The sequence below is a fragment of the Arthrobacter agilis genome, from assembly GCF_006494655.1.
GTDB classification, from domain to species: domain Bacteria; phylum Actinomycetota; class Actinomycetes; order Actinomycetales; family Micrococcaceae; genus Arthrobacter_D; species Arthrobacter_D agilis.
The window spans coordinates 39,184-62,434 of sequence record NZ_VHIM01000002.1 but is presented as its reverse complement, the minus strand read 5'-3'; the positions used below and the strand labels follow the sequence as shown (position 1 = coordinate 62,434).

Annotated in this window: 23 protein-coding genes; 15 read left to right on the top strand and 8 right to left on the bottom strand. The window is 70.8% G+C overall.

Features of this window, described 5'->3' with window-relative positions; genetic code table 11:
- Nucleotides 1-36: 36 nt before the first annotated feature.
- Nucleotides 37-1,449, bottom strand: a complete 1,413-nt coding sequence (locus FJV46_RS03090) for an ATP-binding protein (protein WP_087030144.1) — start codon at nucleotides 1,447-1,449, stop codon at nucleotides 37-39.
- Nucleotides 1,450-1,573: 124 nt separating this feature from the next.
- On the opposite strand from FJV46_RS03090, the gene FJV46_RS03085 reads away from it, so the two are divergent.
- From FJV46_RS03085 to FJV46_RS03070, 4 genes are all read left to right on the top strand, one after another.
- Entirely contained in the window at nucleotides 1,574-3,151 is a 1,578-nt protein-coding gene (locus FJV46_RS03085; RefSeq protein WP_232008458.1) for a PspC domain-containing protein, read from the top strand.
- Nucleotides 3,148-3,450 carry a hypothetical protein gene (locus FJV46_RS03080; protein ID WP_179195225.1) on the top strand — a complete coding sequence of 101 codons (303 nt, stop codon included), beginning with the start codon at nucleotides 3,148-3,150 and terminating at the stop codon, nucleotides 3,448-3,450. Before FJV46_RS03085 ends, FJV46_RS03080 begins: the two co-directional genes overlap by 4 nt.
- A gap of 49 nt (nucleotides 3,451-3,499) precedes the next feature.
- Nucleotides 3,500-3,739 (top strand): PspC domain-containing protein, encoded by a 240-nt coding sequence (locus FJV46_RS03075; RefSeq protein WP_087030407.1) that lies wholly within the window; start codon nucleotides 3,500-3,502, stop codon nucleotides 3,737-3,739.
- A gap of 89 nt (nucleotides 3,740-3,828) precedes the next feature.
- Nucleotides 3,829-4,632 carry a carotenoid biosynthesis protein gene (locus FJV46_RS03070; RefSeq protein WP_158250106.1) on the top strand — a complete coding sequence of 268 codons (804 nt, stop codon included), beginning with the start codon at nucleotides 3,829-3,831 and terminating at the stop codon, nucleotides 4,630-4,632.
- A gap of 71 nt (nucleotides 4,633-4,703) precedes the next feature.
- On the opposite strand, the gene FJV46_RS03065 is transcribed toward FJV46_RS03070, so the two are convergent.
- Together FJV46_RS03065 and FJV46_RS03060 are read right to left on the bottom strand one after the other, a co-directional pair.
- On the bottom strand, nucleotides 4,704-6,128 hold the full coding sequence (locus FJV46_RS03065) for a phytoene desaturase family protein (RefSeq protein WP_087030149.1): 1,425 nt from the start codon (nucleotides 6,126-6,128) through the stop codon (nucleotides 4,704-4,706).
- Complete coding sequence (locus FJV46_RS03060; RefSeq protein WP_232008460.1) at nucleotides 6,125-6,991, bottom strand: UbiA family prenyltransferase; 867 nt, start codon at nucleotides 6,989-6,991, stop codon at nucleotides 6,125-6,127. The genes FJV46_RS03065 and FJV46_RS03060 overlap by 4 nt, the downstream gene beginning before the upstream one ends.
- A 265-nt stretch (nucleotides 6,992-7,256) precedes the next feature.
- Between FJV46_RS03060 and FJV46_RS03055 the strand changes: the two genes are divergently transcribed.
- Complete coding sequence (locus tag FJV46_RS03055) at nucleotides 7,257-8,282, top strand: 6-phosphofructokinase (RefSeq protein WP_087030151.1); 1,026 nt, start codon at nucleotides 7,257-7,259, stop codon at nucleotides 8,280-8,282.
- 5 nt (nucleotides 8,283-8,287) lie between these two features.
- Complete coding sequence (locus FJV46_RS03050; protein ID WP_087030154.1) at nucleotides 8,288-9,043, top strand: GNAT family N-acetyltransferase; 756 nt, start codon at nucleotides 8,288-8,290, stop codon at nucleotides 9,041-9,043.
- A gap of 106 nt (nucleotides 9,044-9,149) precedes the next feature.
- Here the strand turns inward: FJV46_RS03050 and FJV46_RS03045 are convergent, their stop codons facing one another.
- The 4 genes from FJV46_RS03045 to FJV46_RS03030 all read right to left on the bottom strand — a co-directional run bounded on the left by FJV46_RS03045 (nucleotide 9,150) and on the right by FJV46_RS03030 (nucleotide 12,308).
- Nucleotides 9,150-9,569: an ankyrin repeat domain-containing protein gene (locus FJV46_RS03045; protein ID WP_087030157.1), complete on the bottom strand. Its 420-nt coding sequence runs from the start codon at nucleotides 9,567-9,569 to the stop codon at nucleotides 9,150-9,152.
- Entirely contained in the window at nucleotides 9,566-10,657 is a 1,092-nt protein-coding gene (gene ygfZ / locus FJV46_RS03040; protein WP_087030160.1) for a CAF17-like 4Fe-4S cluster assembly/insertion protein YgfZ, read from the bottom strand. Before ygfZ ends, FJV46_RS03045 begins: the two co-directional genes overlap by 4 nt.
- Before the next feature lie 83 nt (nucleotides 10,658-10,740).
- Nucleotides 10,741-11,340: a heme-binding beta-barrel domain-containing protein gene (locus FJV46_RS03035; RefSeq protein WP_087030162.1), complete on the bottom strand. Its 600-nt coding sequence runs from the start codon at nucleotides 11,338-11,340 to the stop codon at nucleotides 10,741-10,743.
- A 230-nt stretch (nucleotides 11,341-11,570) separates the two neighbouring features.
- Nucleotides 11,571-12,308, bottom strand: coding sequence for a hypothetical protein (locus tag FJV46_RS03030; protein WP_232008462.1), 738 nt, complete (start codon nucleotides 12,306-12,308; stop codon nucleotides 11,571-11,573).
- Between the two features lie 230 nt (nucleotides 12,309-12,538).
- Between FJV46_RS03030 and FJV46_RS03025 the strand changes: the two genes are divergently transcribed.
- The 9 genes from FJV46_RS03025 to asd all read left to right on the top strand — a co-directional run bounded on the left by FJV46_RS03025 (nucleotide 12,539) and on the right by asd (nucleotide 22,431).
- Nucleotides 12,539-13,246 carry a winged helix-turn-helix transcriptional regulator gene (locus FJV46_RS03025; RefSeq protein ID WP_087030165.1) on the top strand — a complete coding sequence of 236 codons (708 nt, stop codon included), beginning with the start codon at nucleotides 12,539-12,541 and terminating at the stop codon, nucleotides 13,244-13,246.
- 212 nt (nucleotides 13,247-13,458) lie between these two features.
- On the top strand, nucleotides 13,459-14,430 hold the full coding sequence (gene mshD, locus FJV46_RS03020; RefSeq protein WP_087030167.1) for a mycothiol synthase: 972 nt from the start codon (nucleotides 13,459-13,461) through the stop codon (nucleotides 14,428-14,430).
- 73 nt (nucleotides 14,431-14,503) lie between these two features.
- Nucleotides 14,504-16,726 (top strand): RNA degradosome polyphosphate kinase, encoded by a 2,223-nt coding sequence (locus FJV46_RS03015; RefSeq protein ID WP_179195226.1) that lies wholly within the window; start codon nucleotides 14,504-14,506, stop codon nucleotides 16,724-16,726.
- Complete coding sequence (locus tag FJV46_RS03010) at nucleotides 16,726-17,694, top strand: NUDIX hydrolase (RefSeq protein ID WP_087030415.1); 969 nt, start codon at nucleotides 16,726-16,728, stop codon at nucleotides 17,692-17,694. Before FJV46_RS03015 ends, FJV46_RS03010 begins: the two co-directional genes overlap by 1 nt.
- A gap of 63 nt (nucleotides 17,695-17,757) precedes the next feature.
- The gene (locus FJV46_RS03005) at nucleotides 17,758-19,368 is read left to right on the top strand and encodes a hypothetical protein (RefSeq protein ID WP_087030172.1); all 1,611 of its coding nucleotides are present in this window, start codon (nucleotides 17,758-17,760) and stop codon (nucleotides 19,366-19,368) included.
- Nucleotides 19,365-19,820 carry a GntR family transcriptional regulator gene (locus FJV46_RS03000; protein WP_087030175.1) on the top strand — a complete coding sequence of 152 codons (456 nt, stop codon included), beginning with the start codon at nucleotides 19,365-19,367 and terminating at the stop codon, nucleotides 19,818-19,820. Before FJV46_RS03005 ends, FJV46_RS03000 begins: the two co-directional genes overlap by 4 nt.
- A 57-nt stretch (nucleotides 19,821-19,877) precedes the next feature.
- A complete protein-coding gene (locus FJV46_RS02995; protein WP_232008707.1) occupies nucleotides 19,878-20,657 on the top strand; it encodes a thymidylate synthase in 780 nt (259 codons plus the stop codon).
- Nucleotides 20,654-21,235 (top strand): dihydrofolate reductase, encoded by a 582-nt coding sequence (locus tag FJV46_RS02990; protein ID WP_087030180.1) that lies wholly within the window; start codon nucleotides 20,654-20,656, stop codon nucleotides 21,233-21,235. The genes FJV46_RS02995 and FJV46_RS02990 overlap by 4 nt, the downstream gene beginning before the upstream one ends.
- A 56-nt stretch (nucleotides 21,236-21,291) precedes the next feature.
- Complete coding sequence (asd, locus tag FJV46_RS02985) at nucleotides 21,292-22,431, top strand: aspartate-semialdehyde dehydrogenase (RefSeq protein WP_087030183.1); 1,140 nt, start codon at nucleotides 21,292-21,294, stop codon at nucleotides 22,429-22,431.
- On the opposite strand, the gene FJV46_RS02980 is transcribed toward asd, so the two are convergent.
- The gene (locus FJV46_RS02980) at nucleotides 22,428-23,198 is read right to left on the bottom strand and encodes an ANTAR domain-containing protein (RefSeq protein ID WP_087030186.1); all 771 of its coding nucleotides are present in this window, start codon (nucleotides 23,196-23,198) and stop codon (nucleotides 22,428-22,430) included. The genes asd and FJV46_RS02980 overlap by 4 nt on opposite strands.
- Nucleotides 23,199-23,251 lie beyond the last annotated feature (53 nt).

The following is a 23,251-nucleotide window of genomic DNA, read 5'->3' as shown; positions in this document are numbered from 1 at the left end:
ACCCCGGCGGTCGTGATGCCGGCATCAGCCCGGGCGTCACGTCTCGCGGTCCTCCGCGGTCCTCGGCAGTCGGAGCCGGACCTCGGTCCCGTCACCGTCGCTGCGCAGCTCCGAGGTGCCGCCGTGCCGCGCCATCCTGCTGTGAATCGATTCCCGGATCCCCGCCCTGTCCGCGGGCACCGCTGCCGGGTCGAAGCCGGCGCCCCGGTCCCGGACGAACACCTCCACAGTCTCGGGCCCGACCTCCAGGTAGACCGAGACGGCGACGCCGGCGTGTTTCGCCGCGTTGAGCATCGCTTCCCGGGCGGCCTGGGCCAGGGCGTCTTCGGCCACCCCGAGCGAGGCGTCCCCGACCGCGACGACGGCGACGGGGTGGCCGTAGCGGTCCTCGATCTCACCGGCCATCAGGCGCAATCGGTCGGCGAGCTTGCCGGGCTCCCGCGCCGGGTCGGCGAAGAGCCACTGGCGCAGTTCGCGCTCCTGCGCCCGGGCGAGGCGCAGCACGTCCTTCTCGGAATCCGCCCTGTTCTGGATGAGCGCGAGGGTCTGCAGGACGCTGTCGTGCAGATGGGCGGCGATCTCGGCGCGCTCCGTCTCCCGCACGCGACCTGCGCGCTCGGACTCCAGGTCGCGCCAGAACTTCAGGGCCCACGGTGCCAGCACGAGACCGACGCCTGCGAGGACGGCAAGCACCGCGACGAGGGTTGCCATGGTGAGGGTCCAGGACCCGCTGCTGGACAGTGCCACGAGGACACCGGCCACGACGAGGACCACTCCGGCCAGCAAGCGCACCGTGCCCCCTGCCCGCCCGACACCGGCCCTGTTCATGACCCTGGCGCGGCGGACCTCGTCGAGCTGCGACCAGGCGAGCGCGGCACCGGTGGCCACGACGGCGATCGGGACGAAGAACCCCCAGTCGATCCGGACCCCGAGCAACTGCACCACGAGCACCGCAGCGGCCAGCAGGAGTGCCGTGCCGAACAGGACCTCCCGTCGGCCGGCGCGCAGGGTGCGCTCGCGCCACACCTCGGTGTCGAACGGGCCGGGGACGGCGGATCGCGCGGTCCCCGCACCATGGTCCGGCAGGGCGGTCGGGGCCGGCGGGACCGGTAGGGGCAGTGTGTAGCGCGGTACCGGCGGCGTCGTGACGCCGTGCGGCGCCCGGGCTGCCCGGTCCCTCGCGGGAGCCACGCCGGGCGCGGAAGTCCCGCCGACGTCGTCCATGAAGGCTGCGGGTCCCGGCTGGCGTCGCACCTCGGCGTCCCGGTCCGCGGCCGTCGGGACGAAGATCCAGAGCCAGGCGTACAGCAGGAGGCCCGCCCCCGATGCGAGCGTGAGCAGGCTCATTCCCACGCGCACCCATGAGCGGTCGATCCCGAGGTGTTCGGCCAACCCGGCGCAGACCCCGGCGATCACGCCGTCGGATCTGCGCAGCAGCGGTGGTCTCATGCCCTCATGAAATCATGCGGTCCGTCTCCCGGGGCAGCTCCCGGACGAGAATCAGGGCGCTCTCAGGGTTCAGTCAGGGTAGGCCCCGATGGTGGGCACTCGCTCCGTTCGGAAGGATGGAGGCATGACCTCAGCATCGACTCCAGGCGGGCCGCCCTGGCAATCCGAACCGGCCGCAGACACGACGGGGCAACCCCCAACCTCCACCTCCTTCTTCCGCTGGGTTCGCGGCCTGGACATCACCAGGACCCCGGATCGCTGGGTCGGCGGTGTCGCCGGCGGAGTCGCCCGGAGGACGGGGCTGGACCTCGCCCTGGTCCGGGGACTCATCGTGGTCCTCGCCGTCTTCGGCGGGATCGGCGTGCTGCTGTACGGCCTGGCGTGGGCCCTCCTGCCCGAGCCGGACGGGCGCATCCACGTGGAGCAGGCCGGCCGCGGCTCCTGGACCTCCGGGCTCACCGGAGCGGCCGCCCTCGTGGCGGTGGGTCTCTGGCGCCCCAACTTCCCCTTCCTCGGCGACGGCGGGGGCGGGGGCCTCCTCTGGACCCTGTTCTGGATCGGCGCCGTGGTCCTCTTCGTGTACTGGATCGTCAATCGGTCGACGCGGGACGGCGGAGAGGGCCGGCCGGGACAGCCCGGCGCCGGACCCCAGGGGCCCGCGAGCGGGCCGGGATTCGGCAGCGGTCCCGCGGATGGGCAGCCGCCCGTGGACCCTCCCGCGACGGACCGGTCGGAGGCCGGCGACCCGGCGCCGGGCACCTCGACGGCTACCGGTACCCCGAGGACGCCGAGCACCCCGGAGGAGGGACGCGGCCTCGCGCCCGACCCGTCCGGTACCGTTGGGGCCGCGCCGACCACCGACGTCGGGAGCGAGACGTCTCGCACCGTGCCCCTGCCCTACCAGCCCGGCGCCACGCTTCCCCTTCCCGGGGCGCGTGCCCTGCCCTACCAGCCCGGCCCGGCGGGCTGGACCGCTGCGTCGGACTGGCCTGCACCCGGACCGTATGGGACGGGGAAGACCTCCGTGACACCGCGCGTGCATCCGAAGCGGCCCTCCGGCGCAACCACGGCACTCGTCCTGGGCGGGGCCACAGTCGTCGCCGCTGCAGTCCTGGCACTCGATCATCTCGGCGTCGTCGCCCTCAGCAGCCCTGGCGTGGTGGCCTTCGCGGGCGCCGCCGTCATCCTGGCCCTCGGCATCATCATCCTCGGCATCCGGGGGCGCTCGTCCGGCCCGATCGGCTTCACAGCCGCGGTCAGCATCGTCGGAGCGCTCATCGCCTCCTTCGGCGTGGTGGGAGGCACGTGGGTCGTGGCCCGGGAGGCGACGGCGAAGCCCGCGTCCCTGGCCACCGCAGCTGAGGGGTACAGCGTCCTGGCCGCGGATACGACGATCGACCTGACGGACCTGCCACCCCTGCGGCAGGAGCTCGTGGTCCCTGTCAGTGTGCTGGCCGGCGACCTCACGGTGATCGTGCCCGACGACGTACCGGTGGAGGTGCGGACACGCATAGCACTCGGTGCTGCGAACGCTGACGACCCCGGGGCAGGGGCGATCGTCGATCTGCAGGCCGACAGCGGCGTCCTCAGCGTGGGCAGCACAAGCCTGAATCCCGACGCGCGTGGACCGGCCCTGCGCCTCGACGTCCGCGGCGCCGTCAGCGACATCACCTTCACCACCCCGACGGGAGACACCCCATGAGCACGTCAGTCACCAGGGCGAAGAACCGTCCACGCATCGTCACGATCGTCTGGGGCGCCACGATCCTCGCCCTCGCGACACTCCTGCTCCTCGGTCAGCTGGTGTCCCTGGCGATCGACCCCGTGGTCGTGGCACTCGGGCTGCTCATCGGCGTCGGACTGTCGCTCGTTGCCGGCGGCCTCCTCTCGCTCCGTTCGCGTCCGACGACGGACGACGCCGGAGGGCCCGACCTCGGGGCAGATCGACGGACATCCGACGATCCCGACGGTCCGACGCGCTTCGATGATCCCGCATACTGAGCGCAGCATCCGCCGCCGCTCGTCCGATCGTTCACAGAAAGGCATCACCATGCAGTCCTTCTACCGCATCCTCCGTTCCTCGCCCATCAAGCGCGCTCCCGGGGGCATTCTCGGAGGAATCGCCTCGGGCATCGCCCGGCAGTACGGCTGGCGCGTCAGCTACGTGCGCATCGCGATGCTGCTGAGCTTCCTCCTCCCGTTCATCGGCCTCCCGCTCTACGGCGTGCTGTGGCTCCTGCTGCCCCTGACGGACGGCACTATCGCCCTGGAGAAGGTACTCGCCCGCTAGCTCCGCCACCTGTACCGCGGCTCGCGACGGGGCATCCACCCTTCCGGTGGATGCCCCGTCGTCGTGTGTGACCTGCGAGGATGGGTGCCGTGCCGAAGACCACCGCTGCCCGCAGCTTCCCCACCCTGCTCGCCGTCGCCTGCGCGTTCCTCTTCGTCTCGGGGTACTTCGTGGTTCGCTTTCCGGACGTCGAGGGCGCCGAGTACGCGTCCTATGGCTTCAATCTCCTGATCGCACTGCCTGCATTCGTGGCCCTGGTGCGCCAGTTCGGGGCCGGTCGCGGCCTCCTCGCCCTGGTCGCGGTCTCGGTGTTCGGCTACCTGATCGAGGGCTTCGGGGTCGCCACGGGGGTGCCGTACGGCGAGTTCTACTACGGGGACGCCATGGGTCCCACTATCCTCGGGCTCGTCCCCTACCTCCTGCCGCTGTCCTACGCCCCCCTCGTGATCGGAGCTGTGGCCATGGTGTCGGGGAGCGGGTCGGCGCTGCGCAGGATCCTGCTCGGGGGTGTGCTCCTCGTGGTGATCGACGGCGTGCTCGACCCCGGCGCGGTGGCACTCGGCTTCTGGATCTGGCCCGGTGGCGGACCGTACTACGGCGTGCCGGTCTCGAACTACGGCGGCTGGCTCATCTCCGGCGTCATCGCGGCCGCCCTCGTGACCCTGATCGGAGGACCTCGTCTCACCCGGCAGCCCCTGCGGCCCGGACTGCTCGACAGCCTGCTCGTCTCGATGTTCCTCTGGCTCGGGGTGTGCCTCTTCTCGGGACTCGCGTTCCCCGCCGTCCTCGCGGCGGTCCTGATCATCGCCCTGGTGCGGCGCCGGCGCCGGTTGGTCCGCACCGCCGCCCTGCCTGCGGAACCCACGGACGCGCTCGAGTCCACGTCCCGCTGACCGGCGACGGATCGGCGACCGCAGCCCTCCAGCCGGCCCGGAGGGGTCGGGGCGCTGCCGGGCGGGTCGACTCAGACGGGTCCCAGGCGCGCGAGGAGCTTCTGCGTGGACATCATGGCCCCGCCGAGCACCGCGGGGAGTCCCCCGCCGGGATGGACGGAGGCGCCCACCCGCCACAGCCAGGGGCGCAACGGGTCCGAATACGGTGGTACGTGGAACGGGCCGCTCATCCATGCCGGATGCACGGCTCCGTACAGGGCCCCGCCGGCGGACCCGCGCTCGCCGAAGTACCCGGGATCGAGGATCGTCGCGGACGCGAAGTACTGACCGATCGGTTCGGGGAGACCGAGCACGCGGGTGGTCCGGTCCAGTTCCCGGCGCACGAACGGATCGGTGAGCGAGTACGTCTTGCCGTTCGCAGGGGCGGTGAGCAGCAGGGCGAGGGTCGCCGAGGCATTCGGGTAGACGCCCTCCGCCGGGTAGTAGTTGGCAAAGGCCATGGTCTGGTCCGGTTCGGTGCCGGCCTCGAGACTCGCGTACAGTGCGGCCGGATCATCCGGCATGACGACCCCGTGCCGCGCCGTGCCCTCGGGCAGGGGCCGGGCGAGTACGGCGTAGATGCCCACCGCGGAGCACGTCAGCTTCCGGGGCGTGCGTGCCCGGCGTCCTGCCAGGAGCCCTGCGAGGCGGTGTGCGTCGAGTCCGCTGACGACGGCGTCGGCCGGGTACGTGCCGGCGGACGTCACCACGCGCCGGCGGCCGATCCGCTCGGCGGCCTCGGAAGTCCGGATCTCGACGCCGGCATCCACCGCGAGCCGCTCGAGGGCGAGGACCAGCTCGTACACGCCGCCGCGGGGGATCCACACACCGTCGTGCGCCATGATGGCGGGCATGCTCGCGTACAGCGCGGGAGTCCGGGTGGGGCTGACGCCGGCATTGAGGGTGTGGATCGCGATGACCTCGCGGAGACCGTCGGGGAGCCAGTCAAGGCTGTCGAGGTAGCTCCGCGTCGTGAGCCGCGGACCGTACAGACCGCCGAGTCTCGCGAGCGCCGGGTAGGAGGCCTTCTCGAGCGGACCCGTGGTGAGCAGCCGGGACACGTCCCCGCCCAGGACTCCGTGGTCGGCGGCGAACCGCTCCCACGCCGCATGCCACGGGTGGCCCTCCGGCACGGGCAGCGTGCTCTCCTGGCCGCGGAAGTAGTAGGTACCCACGTCGGGAAGCCGCTCGAGACGGAGATCGGCGACGCCCGCGGCGGGCTCCCCCTCCGACGGACCGACGGCGTCGAGCAGGGTGAGCAGTTCCTGCCACACGCCGGGAAAGGTGAACAGCGACGGGCCTGTGTCCATGCGCTGGCCGTCCACCTGGATGCGCCGGCTCTTGCCCCCCACCGTGTCCGATGCTTCGAGGAGGGTGACGCTGTGGCCCGCGCGGCCCAGCAGCGCCGCGGCGGTGAGTCCACCGATACCGCCGCCGACGACGACCACCCGGCTCATCGGTACAGGCCCAGTGTGAGTGCGACGACGAGCTGGACGCCCGCGACCGTCCCCGCCACATAGGGGAAGGCGATCGAATAGCGGTAGAGCCGGTGGCCCGTCTCCGGCCGTGGGTCACGCCACAGCCCCCACAGGAGCCACCCGGCGATGAGCGCGTTCACGACGGCGACCGGGATGTTCACGAGGGCGAAGCAGAGGGTGGACAGGGCCCACCAGGCACCGCTCCACGCGACGACACCGCGCGGGCCCAGCCGCACCGCCGTCGTCGTGATCCCCACGCCCCTGTCCTCGTCGATGTCCTGCACGGCGTCATAGGTGTGCTTGGCCGCGCTCCAGGCCATCAGGCCGATCGCCGCAGCCCACACCGGGTCGGCGCCGAGCGCGTAGGGCACGATGACGAGCGGGAAGGCGTACGCCGCGTTGCTGATCGAGTCGAGGTAGGGCCGCGCCTTGAACCGCAGCGGCGGCGCGGAATAGAACACGAAGACGGCGGCATAGGCCGCGATCCAGCCAAGCGCCGCGGGCGGGAGCGTCACCGCGAACCACACGAGGAAGGGGACGTTCGTCAGGAGCACCGAGATCCAGATGGCGCGCACCTCGGACGCCCTGATCCGGGCGCCCTCCAGCGATCCCTTCCGGGGATTGAGGGCGTCGGTGTCCTGGTCGAAGATGTCGTTGACGCCGTAGATGAGCAGGTTGAACGGCAGCGTCAGCCAGAGCAGGAGTGCCAGGGCGTCCCACTGCCAGAAGGCGCCCGTGAGCCACATGCCGACGACGCCCGTGCCGAGCGTGTTGATCCAGAGAACCGGCCGGGAGATGTGGACCATGCGCAGCGCCGCTGGCGCAGTACCTGCCTCGGGCACGTCGGGTGTCCTCCTCGGACCTGCTGGGAGCGCAGCCGGGGTCGGAATCCGCGCGCTGGATGGCTCCAGCCTACGTGCTGGCACCGCGGCCGATCGTCCGCCGCCACCACCGCCCCTGCAGGTGCGCGCCTCGGGGCCTCCTGCTCGGCCCGGGGATGTGACGCAGTCGGCTCCGACGGGGCGGGTGTGTCTAGAATCATAGGCGGGCCCGACGGTGTGCTCCCGATGCACCATCCCTCCACTCGTCAAAGGAAACCCACGCCCCATGAAGATCGGAATCCTCACCAGCGGCGGCGACTGCCCCGGACTGAATGCCGTCATCCGCGGCGCAGTGCTCAAGGGCATCACGACGCACGACCAGGAGTTCGTGGGATTCCGGGACGGCTGGCGCGGCGTCGTCGAGGGCGACGTCGTCGACCTCCCCCGCCACGCGGTTCGAGGGATCTCCAAGCAGGGTGGCACCATCCTCGGGACCTCGCGCACCAATCCCTTCGAAGGTAACGGCGGCGCCGAGGCCATCAAGGCCAACCTCGATCGCCTGGGCATCGACGCCGTGATCGCGATCGGTGGCGAAGGCACCCTGGCGGCCGCGAAACGGCTCACAGACCTCGGCCTCAGGATCGTCGGGGTCCCCAAGACCGTGGACAACGACCTCGACGCCACCGACTACACGTTCGGATTCGACACCGCCGTGCAGATCGCCACCGAGGCGATCGACCGCCTGCGGACCACGGGCGAGTCCCACAGCCGCTGCATGATCGCCGAGGTCATGGGACGCCACGTCGGCTGGATCGCGCTCCACGCCGGCATGGCCTCCGGCGCCCACGCCATCCTGATCCCGGAGCAGCAGACCAGCATCGAGCAGATCGCGCAGTGGGTGTCGGACGCCAACGCGCGAGGCCGCGCACCGCTCGTCGTCGTCGCCGAGGGATTCGTCCCGTCGCACATGGAACAGGCGCACTCCGAGCGCGGCCTGGACACCTTCGGCCGCCCCCGCCTCGGCGGCATCGCCGATCAGCTCGCCCCCGAGCTCGAATCCCGGACGGGGATCGAGACGCGAGCCACCATCCTCGGCCACATCCAGCGCGGCGGCGTCCCGACGTCCTTCGACCGCGTCCTCGCGACACGCCTCGGCATGGCCGCCGTGGATTCGGTGAAGGAAGAACTCTGGGGCACGATGGTCTCGCTCAACGGCACCGAGATCGCCCACGTGGGCTTCGAAGCGGCGCTGGGCAACCTCAAGCGCGTGCCGCAGCACCGCTATGACGAAGCCGCGATCCTCTTCGGCTGAGCTCGATGGAACTCGATCCGGGAACCGTGGCAATCGTCCAACTCGCGTGGTCCAGGCTCCTGGGGCTCGACGACGACGCGCTCGCCGACGCGCCCGGGGGCTCCCGGGAACGGGAGCGCCTCTACAGCGTGGACGACGACGCCTCGGTGCTCACCTTCGTGACCCTCTTCGGGCGGGAGGTGCTCCGCGGGCCGCAGTGGGCGATCGACGCCGGGCGGACCCTGAGCGGCCTGGACCTCCGCAGCCATTCCACGCTGCTCACCCTCAGCCGTGACCACGGTGGCCGCGCCATCGGCGAGGCACAGCTGTACTTCTGCGACGACCTCCCCCGGTTCGACGGCCCGCCCGCCGTCGTCTCCAGTGATCCGGCCCTCGTCCGGGACCTCGAACGCCGGTGCCCGCCCGACGACGTCTCCGAGGCCGGACTGGGCGAGCTGGACCATCCCTTCGTCCTCCTCGAGGACGACGCCGCGGATGCCGGCCCAGGAGACTCCCCTGCCCGGGCTCCCCGGCCGCTCGCGGGCGCCGGGTACGACATCTGGGAAGGGATCCTCGCGCACACCGCGGTCATCACGCCGCCCGACGAGCGGCGGAAGGGCTACGCCCAGCGCCTGACCGCCGTCGTGGTCGAGGAAGCCATGGCGGCGGGACTCGTTCCGCAGTGGCGCGTCCGCACCGACAACACCGCCTCACAGCGGACGGCCCGACGCGCGGGCTTCGCCTTCGCGGGAACGCAGACCTCGGTGGCCCTCGGCTCCTGAGCGCTCACCCGGCGGACGGCACGCGCGGATGGTCATGCGGACGGGACCCGCCCACGGTGGGACGGCCGCAGCGTGTGCCGCATCGGCATCGGCCGGGCCGGACGCATCAGGCGAACAGGTCCAGGAGTTCCGCCCGACCGAACATCTCCGCGGCGGCACGGGCCGACGGCGTTCCGGCATCGGGATCGGCCCCCGCCGTGACGAGGAGCCGGGCGACCTCGGTGTGGCCCTTGAAGACGGCGCCGGCCAGGGGCGTCTGGCCGCGGTCGTTGGCCTGGTCCGCGTCGGCGCCCCGCTCCAGCAGGTCGCGGACGATCGCCGGGTGGCCGCTGTAGGCTGCGAGCATCAGCAGGCTGTCGCCCGCCGTATTGGTCAGCGTGTAGGGCACCCCGGCGTCGAGGTAGCGCGTCAGCGTCCCGGTGTCACCCTGGCGTGCGGCATCGAACAGCGCATGGGCCAGGGCGATCGCGGCGGCAGCGCCGTCGTTCCCGCCCGCGCCGTCCTCCCCGCTGCCGTCCAGGGTCATCGGGGCGACCTCAGGAAGCCGCTCGCGCGGCCGACGACCTGCCCGGCGTCCGGCGCAACGATGACCTCCTGGCCCGCGGCGTACACGTCCTCACCATCCTGGACGACGAGATCGGCCGTGGCGTCGACCGACCGCTTGAGCACGGCGAGCGCTATGGGGCCCATCTCGTAGTGGTGGCCCACGGAGGTCACCCTGCCCACCGTCCGTCCCTCACTGAGCACCGCGCTTCCCGCCTGCGGCAGGGTGTGCTGGCTGCCGTCGAGGTGAAGGAACGTGAGGCGGCGCGGAGGGTGCCCGAGATTGTGGACGCGCGCGATGGTCTCCTGGCCCTTGTAGCACCCCTTCGCGAGGTGGACCGCGGTGCGCATCAGGTCGAGTTCGTGCGGGATGGTCTTTTCATCGGTCTCGGACCCCGCACGCGGCCGCCAGGCGGCGATCCGTAGGGCCTCGGCGGCCAGCGACCCGGCCAGGGCCAGACCCGTCCGGTCGACGACGTCGCCCAGGGCCTCGCGCGGGACAAGGTACTCGAACCACGGACGCTCGCGGCCCGGATGGTTGCCGTCCTCGACGGTCGAGTACGCGTAGCCGCCGACGCCGATCGAGGGCCAGGGGTCCTGCCAGACGACGACGTCGTCCCCCAGCTCCGGCAGGGCCCTCGTGGCGCCGAGCACGGCCCATCGCTCCGTGACGTCGGCGATCTCGACCCGCAGCATGAACTTCATGCGCTCGAGCCACGCGGCGAGGGGCGCAGCCTCCCCGCCCTCCGTGACGAGCCATGCGGTGGCGCCGTCGTCGACGACGTGGATGGAGTACTCGATCCGCCCCTGTACGGTGAGCAGCAGCGTCTCGGAACTCCGCCCGGGCTCGAGCCCGAGGAGCAGCTGGGAGGACAGGGTGTTGAGCCAGCTCAACCTGTCCGGCCCGGCGACGGTGACCACTCCCCGGTGCGAGAGGTCCACCACTGCCTGACCGTCGGCCAGGAGGCGCTGCTCACGGAAGGGATCACCGTAGTGGGACGCGACGTCCGCGTCCGCTCCCCCACCTTCGACGGCACCGGGACGGGCAAGGAGCGGGCTGGGTGTGGTCATGACGATATAACGCCTTCCGGGCGGGCCTATTCCTGTGATGCGGGGATGCGGGGATGTCGGGATGCCGGCGGAGAGCGAGCCGGTCAGGAAGTCTTCTTCAGGATGGCGGAGGCGTGGGCCTCGAGAGCGTTGCCCTCCGCCGCAACGTCCCAGCGCCAGAAGAGGCTTCCCTCCACGAGGCCGAACAGCCGGGTGGCGGCGGTGTAGTCCTTGGAATGCTGCCCACGCATCACGAGATCCGTGCTGAGCTGGATCTGGGGACCCTTGATACTCCCGTAGTACAGCTCGGCGATGCCGCCGGGGTGCACGATCGTGGCCGTGATGTCGAACCCGCCCGCGTCGTTGCGGAACTGCTCGACCTCGTCCGCCGTCTTCAGCGCCGGCACGATGTCCGCGGGACTCAGGCCCGGGCCGACGTCCGAATCATTGAGCTTGCGCTCGAGGGACCAGAATCCGGTCTCGGCCGACAGCGGACGCAGCCTCGCGCCCTCCTCGTCGATCAGCCAGGACTCGGCGCTGTACTGCAGGTACGGAAGGCCGTTCTGGGAGAACACCACGCGCTGCGCGAACCGCTCCGACTCGGCCGTGCCCTCCCCCAGCATCCCCGTACCCTCCCAGGTTCCGAGGAGCCACGAGAGGGGGACGAGTTCGGGGGTCAGGTCGGTGGGCAGATCGATCGACATGGGTACTCCGAACCGATCGGCTACTTCTGGCCCTTGTACAGGCGCGTGATGACGAGGGCGGCGAAACCGGCCATGCCGAGACCGGCGACGACCAGCAGCGAGATGAAGAAGATTTCAAGGGCGAGGATGGACATGCTGCCATCCTAACGCGAGCGACCGACAGCGCCGCACGGGAGCCGCACCGCCCACCGGGGCTTGCGACATCTCGCAGCATCCACGGGCCGACGGGCTCAGGACAGGAAGAGCCTGTCGAGGAAGTAGACGACCGCCCCGAGGGCGAGGACGGGTGTGACCCCCGCCGAGACGGCCGCCAGGACGCCGAGGGGGGCTTCACGGCCCACGAGGAGGCGTCGCGTGCCCGCCAGCACCGCCCCGCAGGCGAGACCGACGACCGCGGCCGCCAGCGGCCGCACATCGGTGAACAGGAGCGCCCCCAGCGGACCCGCGAGTCCTGCGAGCACCACGGCGATCGGAGCTGTCAGCCGGTCCGGGAACGGCAGGAGGCACGCGAGGATCCCGACCAGGACACTGACGCCGGTCACGAGCAGGACGCCCGAGTCCGTGGCGTTGATCCCGAGCCTCTCGGCAGCCACCCAGCCGGACCCCATGCAGACGGCGACGACGCCGGAGCTCGCACCGAACGTCGATTCGAGCCGGTGGCTCTGCCCGGTCCCACGCAGCAGCTGGATCATGAAGATCGCACCGACACCGAGGGCCACCGACGCCGGGAACCAGGCGAGGAAGGACGACCCGGGCACCGTCGCGGCCAGGACGACGGCGAGCAGGGCACTGAGGCCGATGGCCGTCGACTGGCTCTTCCGGGCGGGGACCCGGAGGATGGCGGGCCATCCGATCGCCGCGAGGACGGCGAGGGCGCCGGTGACGACGGCGACCGCCGGCAGGGAGACGTACGAGGACCCCACGATCGCGCCTGCCGTCAGTACTGCAGCGCCCACCACTGTGCCCACACTCGTCCTCTTCACCCCAGCAATACTGCCCTACACGGGCCCCCGGCCGCTCCCGTCCAGGACGGACCGGACCGGAGCTCCGCGGTGGAACGGACACGGCGCAGGACCTGCGACGTGCGCCCCGTCACAGCCCTGCCGCTATACTTGACGAAATCTCGATTGACCCCGGCCTGTTCCAGGAGCGGGGCGCCGCTGCCCGATGATGCGCATTCCCGACCCGTGGAGGACTCATGCCGCACATCCTGATGCTGACCAACACCACAGGTTCGTCCGTGGAGATCCTGCCGGCGCTCGAACTGCTCAACCACCGGGTGCACATCCTCGCCGCCGAGCCCACCGCACTCCTCGAGACCGAACCCTGCGACGTGGTCCTCGTGGATGCCCGCAAGGACCTCGTGGGCGCACGGTCCCTCACCCAGTTGCTCAAGGCCACGGGGCTCAGTGCCCCTCTGGTCCTCGTCCTGACCGAGGGCGGCATGGCGGCCGTGGCGGCGAACTGGCTCGCGGACGACGTCGTGCTCGACACCGCCGGGCCCGCGGAGGTGGAGGCACGCCTTCGGCTCGTGATCGCGCGATCGGCGGCGGCCGGTGAGGAAGCCAGCTCCGAGATCCACGCCTCGGGTGTGGTCATCGACGAAGCGAGCTACACGGCAAGGGTCGGCGGGGAGCCGTTGAACCTGACCTACAAGGAGTTCGAGCTCCTGAAGTACCTCGCCCAGCATCCCGGACGCGTGTTCACCCGCGACCAGCTCCTGCACGAGGTCTGGGGCTACGACTACTACGGAGGAACCCGGACCGTCGACGTCCACGTGCGGCGCCTCCGGGCCAAACTGGGCGCCGATCACGAACAGCTGATCGGCACGGTGCGCAACGTCGGCTACCGCTTCACGCTCACGCGCCTGCCCGAGGACCGCAGTTCGGTCAACCAGGACGCCTGAGCGTTCCGCTTGCGGGACACACGAAAGCCCCTTCCACCGCCGGGTGGAAGGGGCTTTCGTGTGTCCCGCAAGCGGAACCTTGGTGGAGGACATACGGGTCGAACGTATCGCGGGCACCCCACTGGTGCATCCCCCTCGAGCAGATCACGACGTTACCGCACGGCCCGCCGACGGGCAAACCGGCGTTCGGCGGGCAGGGCTAGGCTGGGCGCATGACCGCCGCGCAGCAGATACCCACCTGGTCCGTCGACAGGATCGCCGGCGCTCCGGCGGCCGAGGTCCTCGAGGAGGTGCGCCGCCTCGCCGGCGCGGCCTCCGAGGCGGACGGCAATCCTCCCCTGTCCGAGCAGACCCTCGTCACCCTGCGCGCCAGGGACGTCGGCGAGCGCCTGCTCGTGTTCACCGCCCGATCCGCGGGTGAGACGGACAGCAACCTCTCCGGCGTCGCCGTGATCACGAGCGGCTCCGGTGAGGCCCCCGTCCTCGAGCTCGTCGTCGCCCCCGACTGCCGGGGTGAAGGAGTGGGCACCGCGCTGATCGACGCCGTCCTCGCCGAGGGCATCACGGATCTGCGGGGCTGGTCCCACGGCAACCACGCCGCCGCCGCCGTCCTCGCAGCCCGCTTCGGCTTCGCACCCGTACGGGAACTGTGGCGCATGCGGCTGACACGCGCCGCCGTCGAGGAATCGGTTCCGGCCCTCGAGCTGCCCGAGGGCGTCCTCCTGCGGTCCTTCGTGCGCGGGCAGGACGAGGAGGCCTGGCTCGCCGCCAACGCCGCCGCCTTCGTCCACCACCCCGAGCAGGGGGCCACCACACGCGACGACCTCGAGGCGCGCATGGACGAGGACTGGTTCGACGCGGACGGCTTCCTGCTCGCCGTGCGAGAGGCCGACGGGGCCCTCCTCGGCTTCCACTGGACGAAGGTGCACCCGGCCGCCAGAGGGCATGCGGCGATGGGCGAGGTGTACGTGGTCGGTGTCGCTCCGGAGGCCCAGGGCATGGGTCTCGGGAAGGCCCTGACGATCGCCGGGATCGAATACCTCCACGGGAAGGGGCTGCAGGCCATCATGCTGTACGTCGATGCGGACAACACGGCCGCCGTCGCGCTGTACCGCAGGCTGGGTTTCACGCGCTGGGACGTGGACGTCATGTACGCGGGCGAGGCGGCGCACCCCACCTTGTAAGGTAATTTCGAGACGTACCCGGCTGCTCTGCGCCGGGTACGAGACGATGCCCGCCCACGCTGCAGGAGACGCCATGGATTCACAGATCACACGCCGGGGTGCGTCGCTCTACGGCTCGTCCGAGACCGCTCCTGCACGGGCCACCCAGGATCGCATCGACATCCCCGAGTTCGCGCCCAGCCTCCTGCCGTCCGGGGAGATCCGCCCGGACCGGTTCCTGGACCGTGAGATCAGCTGGCTCGACTTCAATGCGCGCGTCCTCGAACTCGCGGAGGATCCGGACCTCTTCCTCCTGGAGCGCGTTAATTTCCTCTCCATCTTCGCGTCCAACCTCGACGAGTTCTTCATGGTCCGCGTCGCCGGCCTGAAGCGCCGCATCGCCACGGGACTCGCCGTCCCCTCGGCCGCCGGCCTGAGCCCCATCGAGCAGCTCGAGAAGATCATGCAGGACGGGTACCAGCTGCAGCAGCGCCACGCGGCCGTCTTCGCCGACCACATCCGGCCTGCGCTCGCGGACGAGCAGATCCACCTCACCACCTGGGAGGAACTCGACGAGCCGGCGCGCGCCGATCTGCACAAGATGTTCGCGGAGAAGGTCTTCCCGATCCTGACGCCCCTCGCGGTCGACCCGGCGCACCCCTTCCCCTACATCTCGGGTCTCTCCCTGAACCTCGCCGTCGTGGTCCGCAACCCCGTCAGCGAGAAAGAGCTCTTCGCGCGCGTCAAGGTGCCCGACCAGCTGCCGCGCCTCATGTCGGTGGACGGACCCCGGGCGGGCAACGTCGCCGGGCGCATCGCCCGATTCATCCCGCTCGAGGAAGTCATCGCCGTCCACCTGGACCAGCTGTTCCCCGGCATGGAGGTGCTGGAGCACCACCTCTTCCGTGTCACCCGCAACGAGGATCTCGAGGTGGAGGAGGACGACGCCGAGAACCTCCTGCAGGCCCTCGAGAAGGAGCTGCTGCGCCGCCGCTTCGGCCCACCCGTGCGCCTGGAAGTCACCACCGACATCAACCCGAGCATCCGCGCGCTGCTCTCGCGCGAGCTCGGCGTCGAGGAGGACGAGGTCTACAACCTCCCCGCCCCCCTGGACCTCCGCGGGCTCAGCGTCATCGCCGGGATCGATCGCGGCGACCTGCACTACCCGAAGCACGTGCCGCACACGAGCCGCTACCTCAATGAGAGCGAGACCTCGAAGGCCGCGAACGTCTTCGCCGCCATGCGCCGCCGGGACATCCTGCTGCACCACCCCTACGACTCCTTCTCGACGTCGGTCCAGGCGTTCCTGGAGCAGGCGGCCGCGGACCCGAAGGTGCAGGCCATCAAGCAGACGCTGTACCGCACCTCGGGTGACTCCCCGATCGTCGACGCCCTGATCGACGCCGCCGAGGCCGGCAAGCAGGTCCTGGCCCTCGTGGAGATCAAGGCCCGCTTCGACGAGCAGGCGAACATCTCCTGGGCCCGGAAGCTCGAGCAGGCCGGCGTGCACGTGGTCTACGGAATCGTGGGCCTCAAGACGCACTGCAAGCTCTCGCTCGTGGTGCGCCAGGAGATCGACGGGCTGCGGCGCTACTGCCACATCGGCACCGGCAACTACCACCCCCGCACGGCACGGTACTACGAGGACCTCGGCCTGCTCACCGCGAACGAGCAGGTGGGCCAGGATCTCTCCCGCCTGTTCAACCAGCTCTCCGGGTACGCTCCGAAGTCGACGTTCAAGCGGCTGCTCGTCGCGCCGCGCTCCGTGCGCTCCGGGTTGATCGACCGCATCGAGCGGGAGATCGCCAACAAGCAGGCCGGTCTCGCCGCGCGCGTGGTCATCAAGGTCAACTCGATGGTGGACGAGGCGATCATCGATTCGCTCTACCGGGCCTCGCAGGCCGGCGTCCAGGTCGACGTGATCGTCCGGGGCATCTGCTCGGTCCGCCCCGGCGTCCCGGGGCTCAGCGAGAACGTGACGGTGCGCTCGGTGCTCGGTCGGTTCCTCGAGCACTCCCGCGTGTTCGCGTTCGCGAACGGTGGCGACCCCGCCGTCTTCATCGGCTCCGCGGACATGATGCACCGCAACCTCGACCGCCGGGTGGAAGCACTCGTCCAGCTGAGCGCGGCCGAGGACATCTCCTACCTCATGAACCTCATGGACCGGTACATGAACCCCGGCGTCTCCAGCTGGCATCTCGACGAGACGGGGTGCTGGACCCGTCACCACAAGGACGACGACGGCGCGGCGCTCGAGGACATCCAGTCGTGGCTGCTCGCGTCCCGTGCCCGCCAGCGTGCGGTATCGCGCCGCTGATGGCATCGCCCACCAAAGACGCCGCTCCCACCGGCACCGAGGGCGGACGTGCCCCGGTGATCGCTGCCGGCACCCTCTGCTGGCGCATGGAGAAGGGCGCCCTCGAGGTCCTGATCATCCACCGGCCGCGGTACGGGGACTGGTCCTGGCCCAAGGGCAAGCTGGACCCCGGCGAGACCACGCCCGAGTGCGCGATCCGCGAGACCTTCGAGGAAGTGGGCCTGAGCGTCACACTCGGCATCCCCCTCGCTGTCATCACCTACCCGGTGGCGTCGGGCCGGAAGGTGGTGCACTACTGGGCGTCCCGGACGGAACGCCTCGTCCCGGTGCCCGACGGCAAGGAGGTGGACCGCACGCAGTGGGTCCCGCCGGAGCGGGCACGCGAGCTCCTGAGCAATCCGTCCGACGTCGAGCCCCTCGACGCCCTCGTCCGCGCCCACGCGGCGAAGGACCTGCAGACGTGGCCGCTGATCGTGGTGCGCCACGCAAAGGCGAAGCCGAGATCCTCCTGGAGCAGGGCGGAGGGTGAGCGTCCGCTCGCCGCGACGGGCCGTCGGCAGGCCGTCGCCGTGAGCCGCCTGCTGCAGGCCTGGAGCCCCGAGCGCGTGGTCAGCAGCCCGTGGGTGCGGTGCGTGCAGACCGTCTCCCCCTACGTGACGCAGCGCAGCGCGAAGCTGAAGCTCGTGGACGCCCTGACGGAGCACGACGCCACCCGGAAGCCCGGCCGCGCACGCACCGCCGTCGAGCGCGTCTTCGACAAGCGCCGGTCGGTGGCGCTCTGCACGCACCGGCCCGTGCTCCCCCTGGTGTTCTCGGTCCTTGCGAACCACATGACCAGCTCACTGCGTCGCGGGCTTCCCGTGGATGATCCATACCTCGCCCCTGGTGAAGCCGTGATCTGCCATGTCAGCAGCACGCACCACGGGCGGATCGTCTCGGTGGAGCAGTTCAGGGCGTACGACGACTGAACCAGGAGCTTGACGTCTCCGTCTTTGTATCAAACACTTGATACAAACAGATGGGGGACCAGCATGACGTACATCGAGGCCGCCGCGGTCAATCTGCTCGTGAGCACCATCGTGATCGCCCGCATCCTGTGGCTCGCGCACCGCAGCGGCGATCCTGATGCGCCGCCGCTGCGGCTGGCCCGCCGGCACGGGATGTGGGCCGCGCTGCTCGCGCTCCTCGCCGGAGGCGTGCTCGGGCAAACGCCGTTCGCGTTCCTCAGCGGGTACTGGACGGCTGACCAGGCCTCCCGGATCGCCGAGCCGCGAGTGCTGCAGGACCTCGCGCAGGCCGCCGGACCGTTCCTCGCCCTGGTGGGCGTCTACGTCCTCGCGCAGTACACGGGCCCGAGGCGCAGGAGCGACGTGCGGGTCGTCGACCTCGCGGTGCGGCGACTCCGGGACTACCTCCCGGTACGCCTCTGCGTGTTCACCGGGGTCCTCGCGCTCCTGGCCGCCGCGTCCATCGCGACCACCGCGGGTCTCCCCGCGATCGACCGCGAACCCGGCGCCGGCCAGGACGCCGCCATGACGCTCGTCGCGCGCGTGCCCGGGTACTACTTCGCCCTCGTCTCGGGCACGGCCTACCTGCTGCTCCTCCTCGGCACACTCTTCGCACTCGTCGTGATCGTGGCCCGGCCACGGGTCGGGACGCTGACCCACGTCGAGGACAGCATCATGCGCCGCGTGTTCATCAACCGCCTGCTCCGCACCATCGCCCTGGTCACCACCAGTGTCCTAAACGGGTGCCTCGAGTTCGCCGCACTCGGGCAGACGGACGCGTCCTGGGGTACGGCACGGTTCGTCCTGGCCGTCCTGTGGTTCGCCACCGTCGTCGTGGTGCTCGCCGCGCGTCCACGCTTCGAGCCCGCGGAGGTGGACCGGCAGGTGGATGCGCCGCTCCTCGCCCCCGAGGGTTCCCTGCGCAGAGCTGTTCTCGTGACGCTCAGCGGCCGTCGGCTCGGGTACGCCGCCTGGGCCCTCGGCATGGTTCCCCTCCTCCTCACGATCGGCGCGCCGATCGGAGGGCTCCTGAACCTCGTGGTGCTCTGTGCGGCCTACGTGCTCTTCCAGGTCGCGCAGCTGTGCGCCGAGCTGTTCCTCGCACAGAACCACGGCGAGAAACCCCAGCTGCACTGGAGCATCGCGCGCCGCCTTCCCGCCTCGCTCCTGCTCGTCGCGGTGCCGACGTGCGTCACCGTGGCCGGCGTGGCGTGGCTGGGCGGTTGGATCGCGACGCTGCCGGGTGCGTCGGCCGAGCTGCCGTTCTGGACGGCCGCCTACGCCCTCGTGCTCGGCGTGTCCCTGCTCGTGCTGCTCCTCGGGGCCTTCCGTCCGGCGATCAGGGAGGCCGTCGTGGAGGACGATCGCCGGCTGCGGGCGGCGTCTATCCGCCGCGCCCTCCTGATGCTCCAGTCGGCCATGCTCGCGCTCGCGGCGTTCCTCGTCTCGGACAACCGGTACGCGCTGGCCGCGGCGGTCGGCGACCGGACGGCCACCGGGCCGTACCCCGCGGACCAGGGCGAGTTCGCCGCCCTGATCCTGACGCTGATGCTCGGTGCCGTCCTCCTCGCCGTCCTGCCCGGCCGGAGGTTCCGCACGGCCCAGCCGGCGCCATCGACGGGCGCCGCGCCGTGAGTGCCGACCTCCGGCTGGATCTCTCCTCCCCGGTCCCGCCGTTCGAGCAGATCCGCGCCGGGATCGCCGGGCTCGTCCGCAGCGGCGTGCTGCTGCCCGGCGCGCGCCTGCCGACGGTCCGAAGCCTCGCCGCCGATCTCGGCGTCGCGGCCGGCACGGTGGCCCGCGCCTACCGTGAGCTCGAAGCCGCAGGGGTGGTCGAGGGGCACGGACGGCGCGGGACCACCGTCCGGCCCGCGCCGCCACGCGGTCCGGCGCCCCCGGACCTCACCGCCGCCGTCGCCCTCGCCGCGGCTCGCGCGAGGGCCGACGGCGTCCCGGTGGACGAGCTGGTGACGCTCGTCCGGCGGGCCTATCTCGACGACGTGCAGGTGTCGGGGCCCGCCTCGCCTCCGGCGCCGCCCCCCACGTCGACCCCGTCGCCGACTCCGTCCCGGACCGCGGCGAATTAGACTGGCCGGGTGAGCACTACCATCCCCACTCCGTACGAGGACCTGCTGCGCGACGTCATGGCCAACGGTGCAGCGAAGAGCGACAGGACAGGGACCGGCACGCGCAGTGTCTTCGGCCGGCAGCTGCGCTTCGACCTCGCCACGTCCTTCCCCCTGATCACCACCAAGCGGGTCCACTTCAAGTCCGTGGCGCTCGAACTGCTGTGGTTCCTGCGCGGCGACTCGAACGTGCGCTGGCTCCAGGAGCGCGGCGTGTCCATCTGGAACGAGTGGGCGGACGACGACGGCGAACTCGGCCCTGTCTACGGAGTCCAGTGGCGCTCGTGGCCCACGCCCGACGGCGGGCACATCGACCAGATCGCCCAGGTGGTCGAGGCGCTGAGGACCAACCCCGATTCCCGCCGGCACCTCGTCTCGGCGTGGAACGTCTCCGAGATCAAGGACATGGCCCTGCCACCGTGCCACGTGTTCTTCCAGTTCTACGTGACTCCCGGCGTCGACGGCGCCCCGGGGAGGCTCTCCTGCCAGCTGTACCAGCGCTCGGCGGACACGTTCCTGGGAGTCCCCTTCAACATCGCGTCCTACGCCCTGCTGACCCTGATGGTGGCTCAGCAGACCGGCCTCGAGCCCGGGGAATTCATCTGGACGGGCGGCGACGTGCACGTGTACGACAACCACGTGGAGCAGGTCGCCGAGCAGCTCTCCCGCGAGCCGTACCCGTACCCCCGGGTCGAGCTGACCCGGAAACCGGCGAGCATCTTCGACTACACCCTGGAGGACTTCGCCGTGCTCGACTACCGGCACCATCCCACCATCAAGGCACCGGTGGCGGTATGAGCACCGCGCGCGAGCCGGCGCCGACGCCGTCGCCCAGGACCCTGAGCGTCCCGGACGCCGTCGGCTCCCGGCCGGTGGTGGGCATGATCTGGGCCCAGACCGAGGACGGCGTGATCGGGAAGGACGGCGGCATCCCCTGGCATGTGCCCGAGGACCTGGCGCACTTCCGGGCGACGACCACCGGGCATCCCGTCATCATGGGGCGCCGTACCTGGGAATCGTTCCCCGAACGGTTCCGGCCCCTGCCCGACCGCACGAACATCGTCATCTCCCGCTCGGCCGGCGAGTTGCCGGGCGCCGTGGTCGTCCCCTCGCTTGAGACCGCGCTGGCCCTGGCTGCCGACAGTCCCGGTGCCGGGGAGATCTGGATCATCGGTGGGGGTCGCGTCTACGCCGACGGCATGGCCCACGCCAACGCCGCCCTCGTCACCGTCGTCGAATCCGCGGTCGAGGGTGACACCTTGGCGCCCGCCCTCGGCGCCGAGTGGTCGCTCGCCGCGCTGACCCCGGAGTCCGGCTGGCTGGAGTCGTCGAAGGGCCCGCGGTACCGGATCAGCCTCTGGACGAAGCAGGAGTAGATGCCCTCCGGGTCATAAAGCGGGCGCCCCCGCCCCGCCCGCCTAAACTGGACGGCATGACTTCAGCACCCGAGAGTTCCCCCCTGCCGACCGTCGGATTCGTCGGGTGGCGCGGCATGGTGGGTTCGGTCCTCATGCAGCGGCTCCAGGACGAGGGCGACTTCGCCCGGATCAACCCCGTCTTCTTCTCGACCTCCGCGGCCGGCGGAGCGGCGCCGACCTTCGCCGACGGCGCGGGCCCGCTCCAGGACGCCTACGACATCGAGACCCTCGCCACCCTCCCGATCATCGTGACGGCTCAGGGCGGCGACTACACCTCCGAGGTGTACCCCAAGCTGCGCGACGCCGGGTGGTCCGGGCTGTGGCTCGACGCCGCCTCGACGCTGCGCATGGAGCAGGACAGCGTGATCGTCCTCGACCCGGTCAACCGGTCGGCGATCGACGCCGGCCTCGCCAACGGCGTGCGGGACTTCGTCGGCGGCAACTGCACGGTCTCCTGCATGCTCATGGGCCTCGGCGGACTCTTCCGCCACGGCCTCGTGGAATGGGGCACCTCCATGACCTACCAGGCGGCCTCCGGCGGCGGCGCCCGGCACATGCGCGAGCTCCTCACGCAGTTCGGCGACCTGCACGGGACCGTGGCGATGAACCTGGACGACCCCGCCTCGGCCATCCTCGACATCGACCGGGCCATCCTCGCCAAGCAGCGACACCCGAGCCTGGAGGCCTCCCAGTTCGGCGTGCCGCTCGCCGGCTCCGTCATCCCGTGGATCGACAGCGACCTCGGCAACGGCGTCTCCCGCGAGGAGTGGAAGGCGGGCGCGGAGACCAACAAGATCCTCGGCACGGAATCCCGCATCCCGTTCGACGGACTGTGCGTCCGCGTGGGCGCCATGCGGTCGCACTCCCAGGCCCTGACCCTGAAGCTGACGGAGGACCTGCCCGTCAGCGAGATCGAGGCGATCATCGCGGCGGACAACGACTGGGTCCGGGTCATCCCGAACACGAAGGCGGACACACTGGCGTCCCTGACCCCGGTCGCCGCCACCGGGTCGCTGACCGTGCCCGTGGGGCGCATCCGCAAGCTCGAGATGGGGCCGGACTACATCAGCGCGTTCACGGTCGGCGACCAGCTGCTGTGGGGCGCGGCCGAGCCGCTCCGCCGGATGCTCATGATCGCCACCGGCAACCTCTAGTTACCCGGCACCTCTGCGGTGGCCGGCGACACCTGGTAGACAAGAGCCCTCGCGACGTCGTGGATCCGCACGTTGCTGTCGTTGGACATCTTCCGGAGGCGATCGAACGCCTCGTCGCCGGTGCACCGGTACCGACCCATGAGGATGCCTTTGGCCTGGTCGATGACGCCGCGCGAGATGAGCGCCTCCTGCAGTTGTTCCACCTCCCGCTGCGCCGACTGGTACAGGCTGGAGTGCGCCATCGCCGTCGTCGCGTAATGCACGAAGCGGCGGCCGGCCTCTGCCGAAGTCGCCGCCGACGGCTCCTTCAGGTACTCGAGAATCCTGACCAGGTCCTCCCGATGATCCGTCACGTCCTCCACCTGCTGCAGGAGCGCGACCAGCACGCCGTCCTGGAAAACCGGGATGTTGACGGGACTCCAGTACCGTTCGACGAAGACACCGTCCTCCGTGGGGTGCGGGATGTCGTATCGATGGACGTGCAGGACGTCGCGCTGTCCCGTGGAGATGACGCGTTCGAGGGAGCGCCGCATCGCGCGGGCGGGTGCGTCGTCGCTCTGCTGGGGATTCTCGACGAAGACCTCGAACGCCTGGCGTCCCACGAGCTCGTCCCGTTGCATACCCATGGACGATGCAAACATCGCATTGACATCAAGAATGACGAAATCGAGATCCATCAACGCCAGGCCCGAGGTCGAGGACTCGAACGCGCTGTCCCGGAGGGCTGCAACGCCCCCCTCCCGATGTATGACCTGCTGCTCGTCCACCCTCAGATCCTTCTCGCCCGGCTCTACCCCCGCGCACCGCCGGGCCGGCGGGC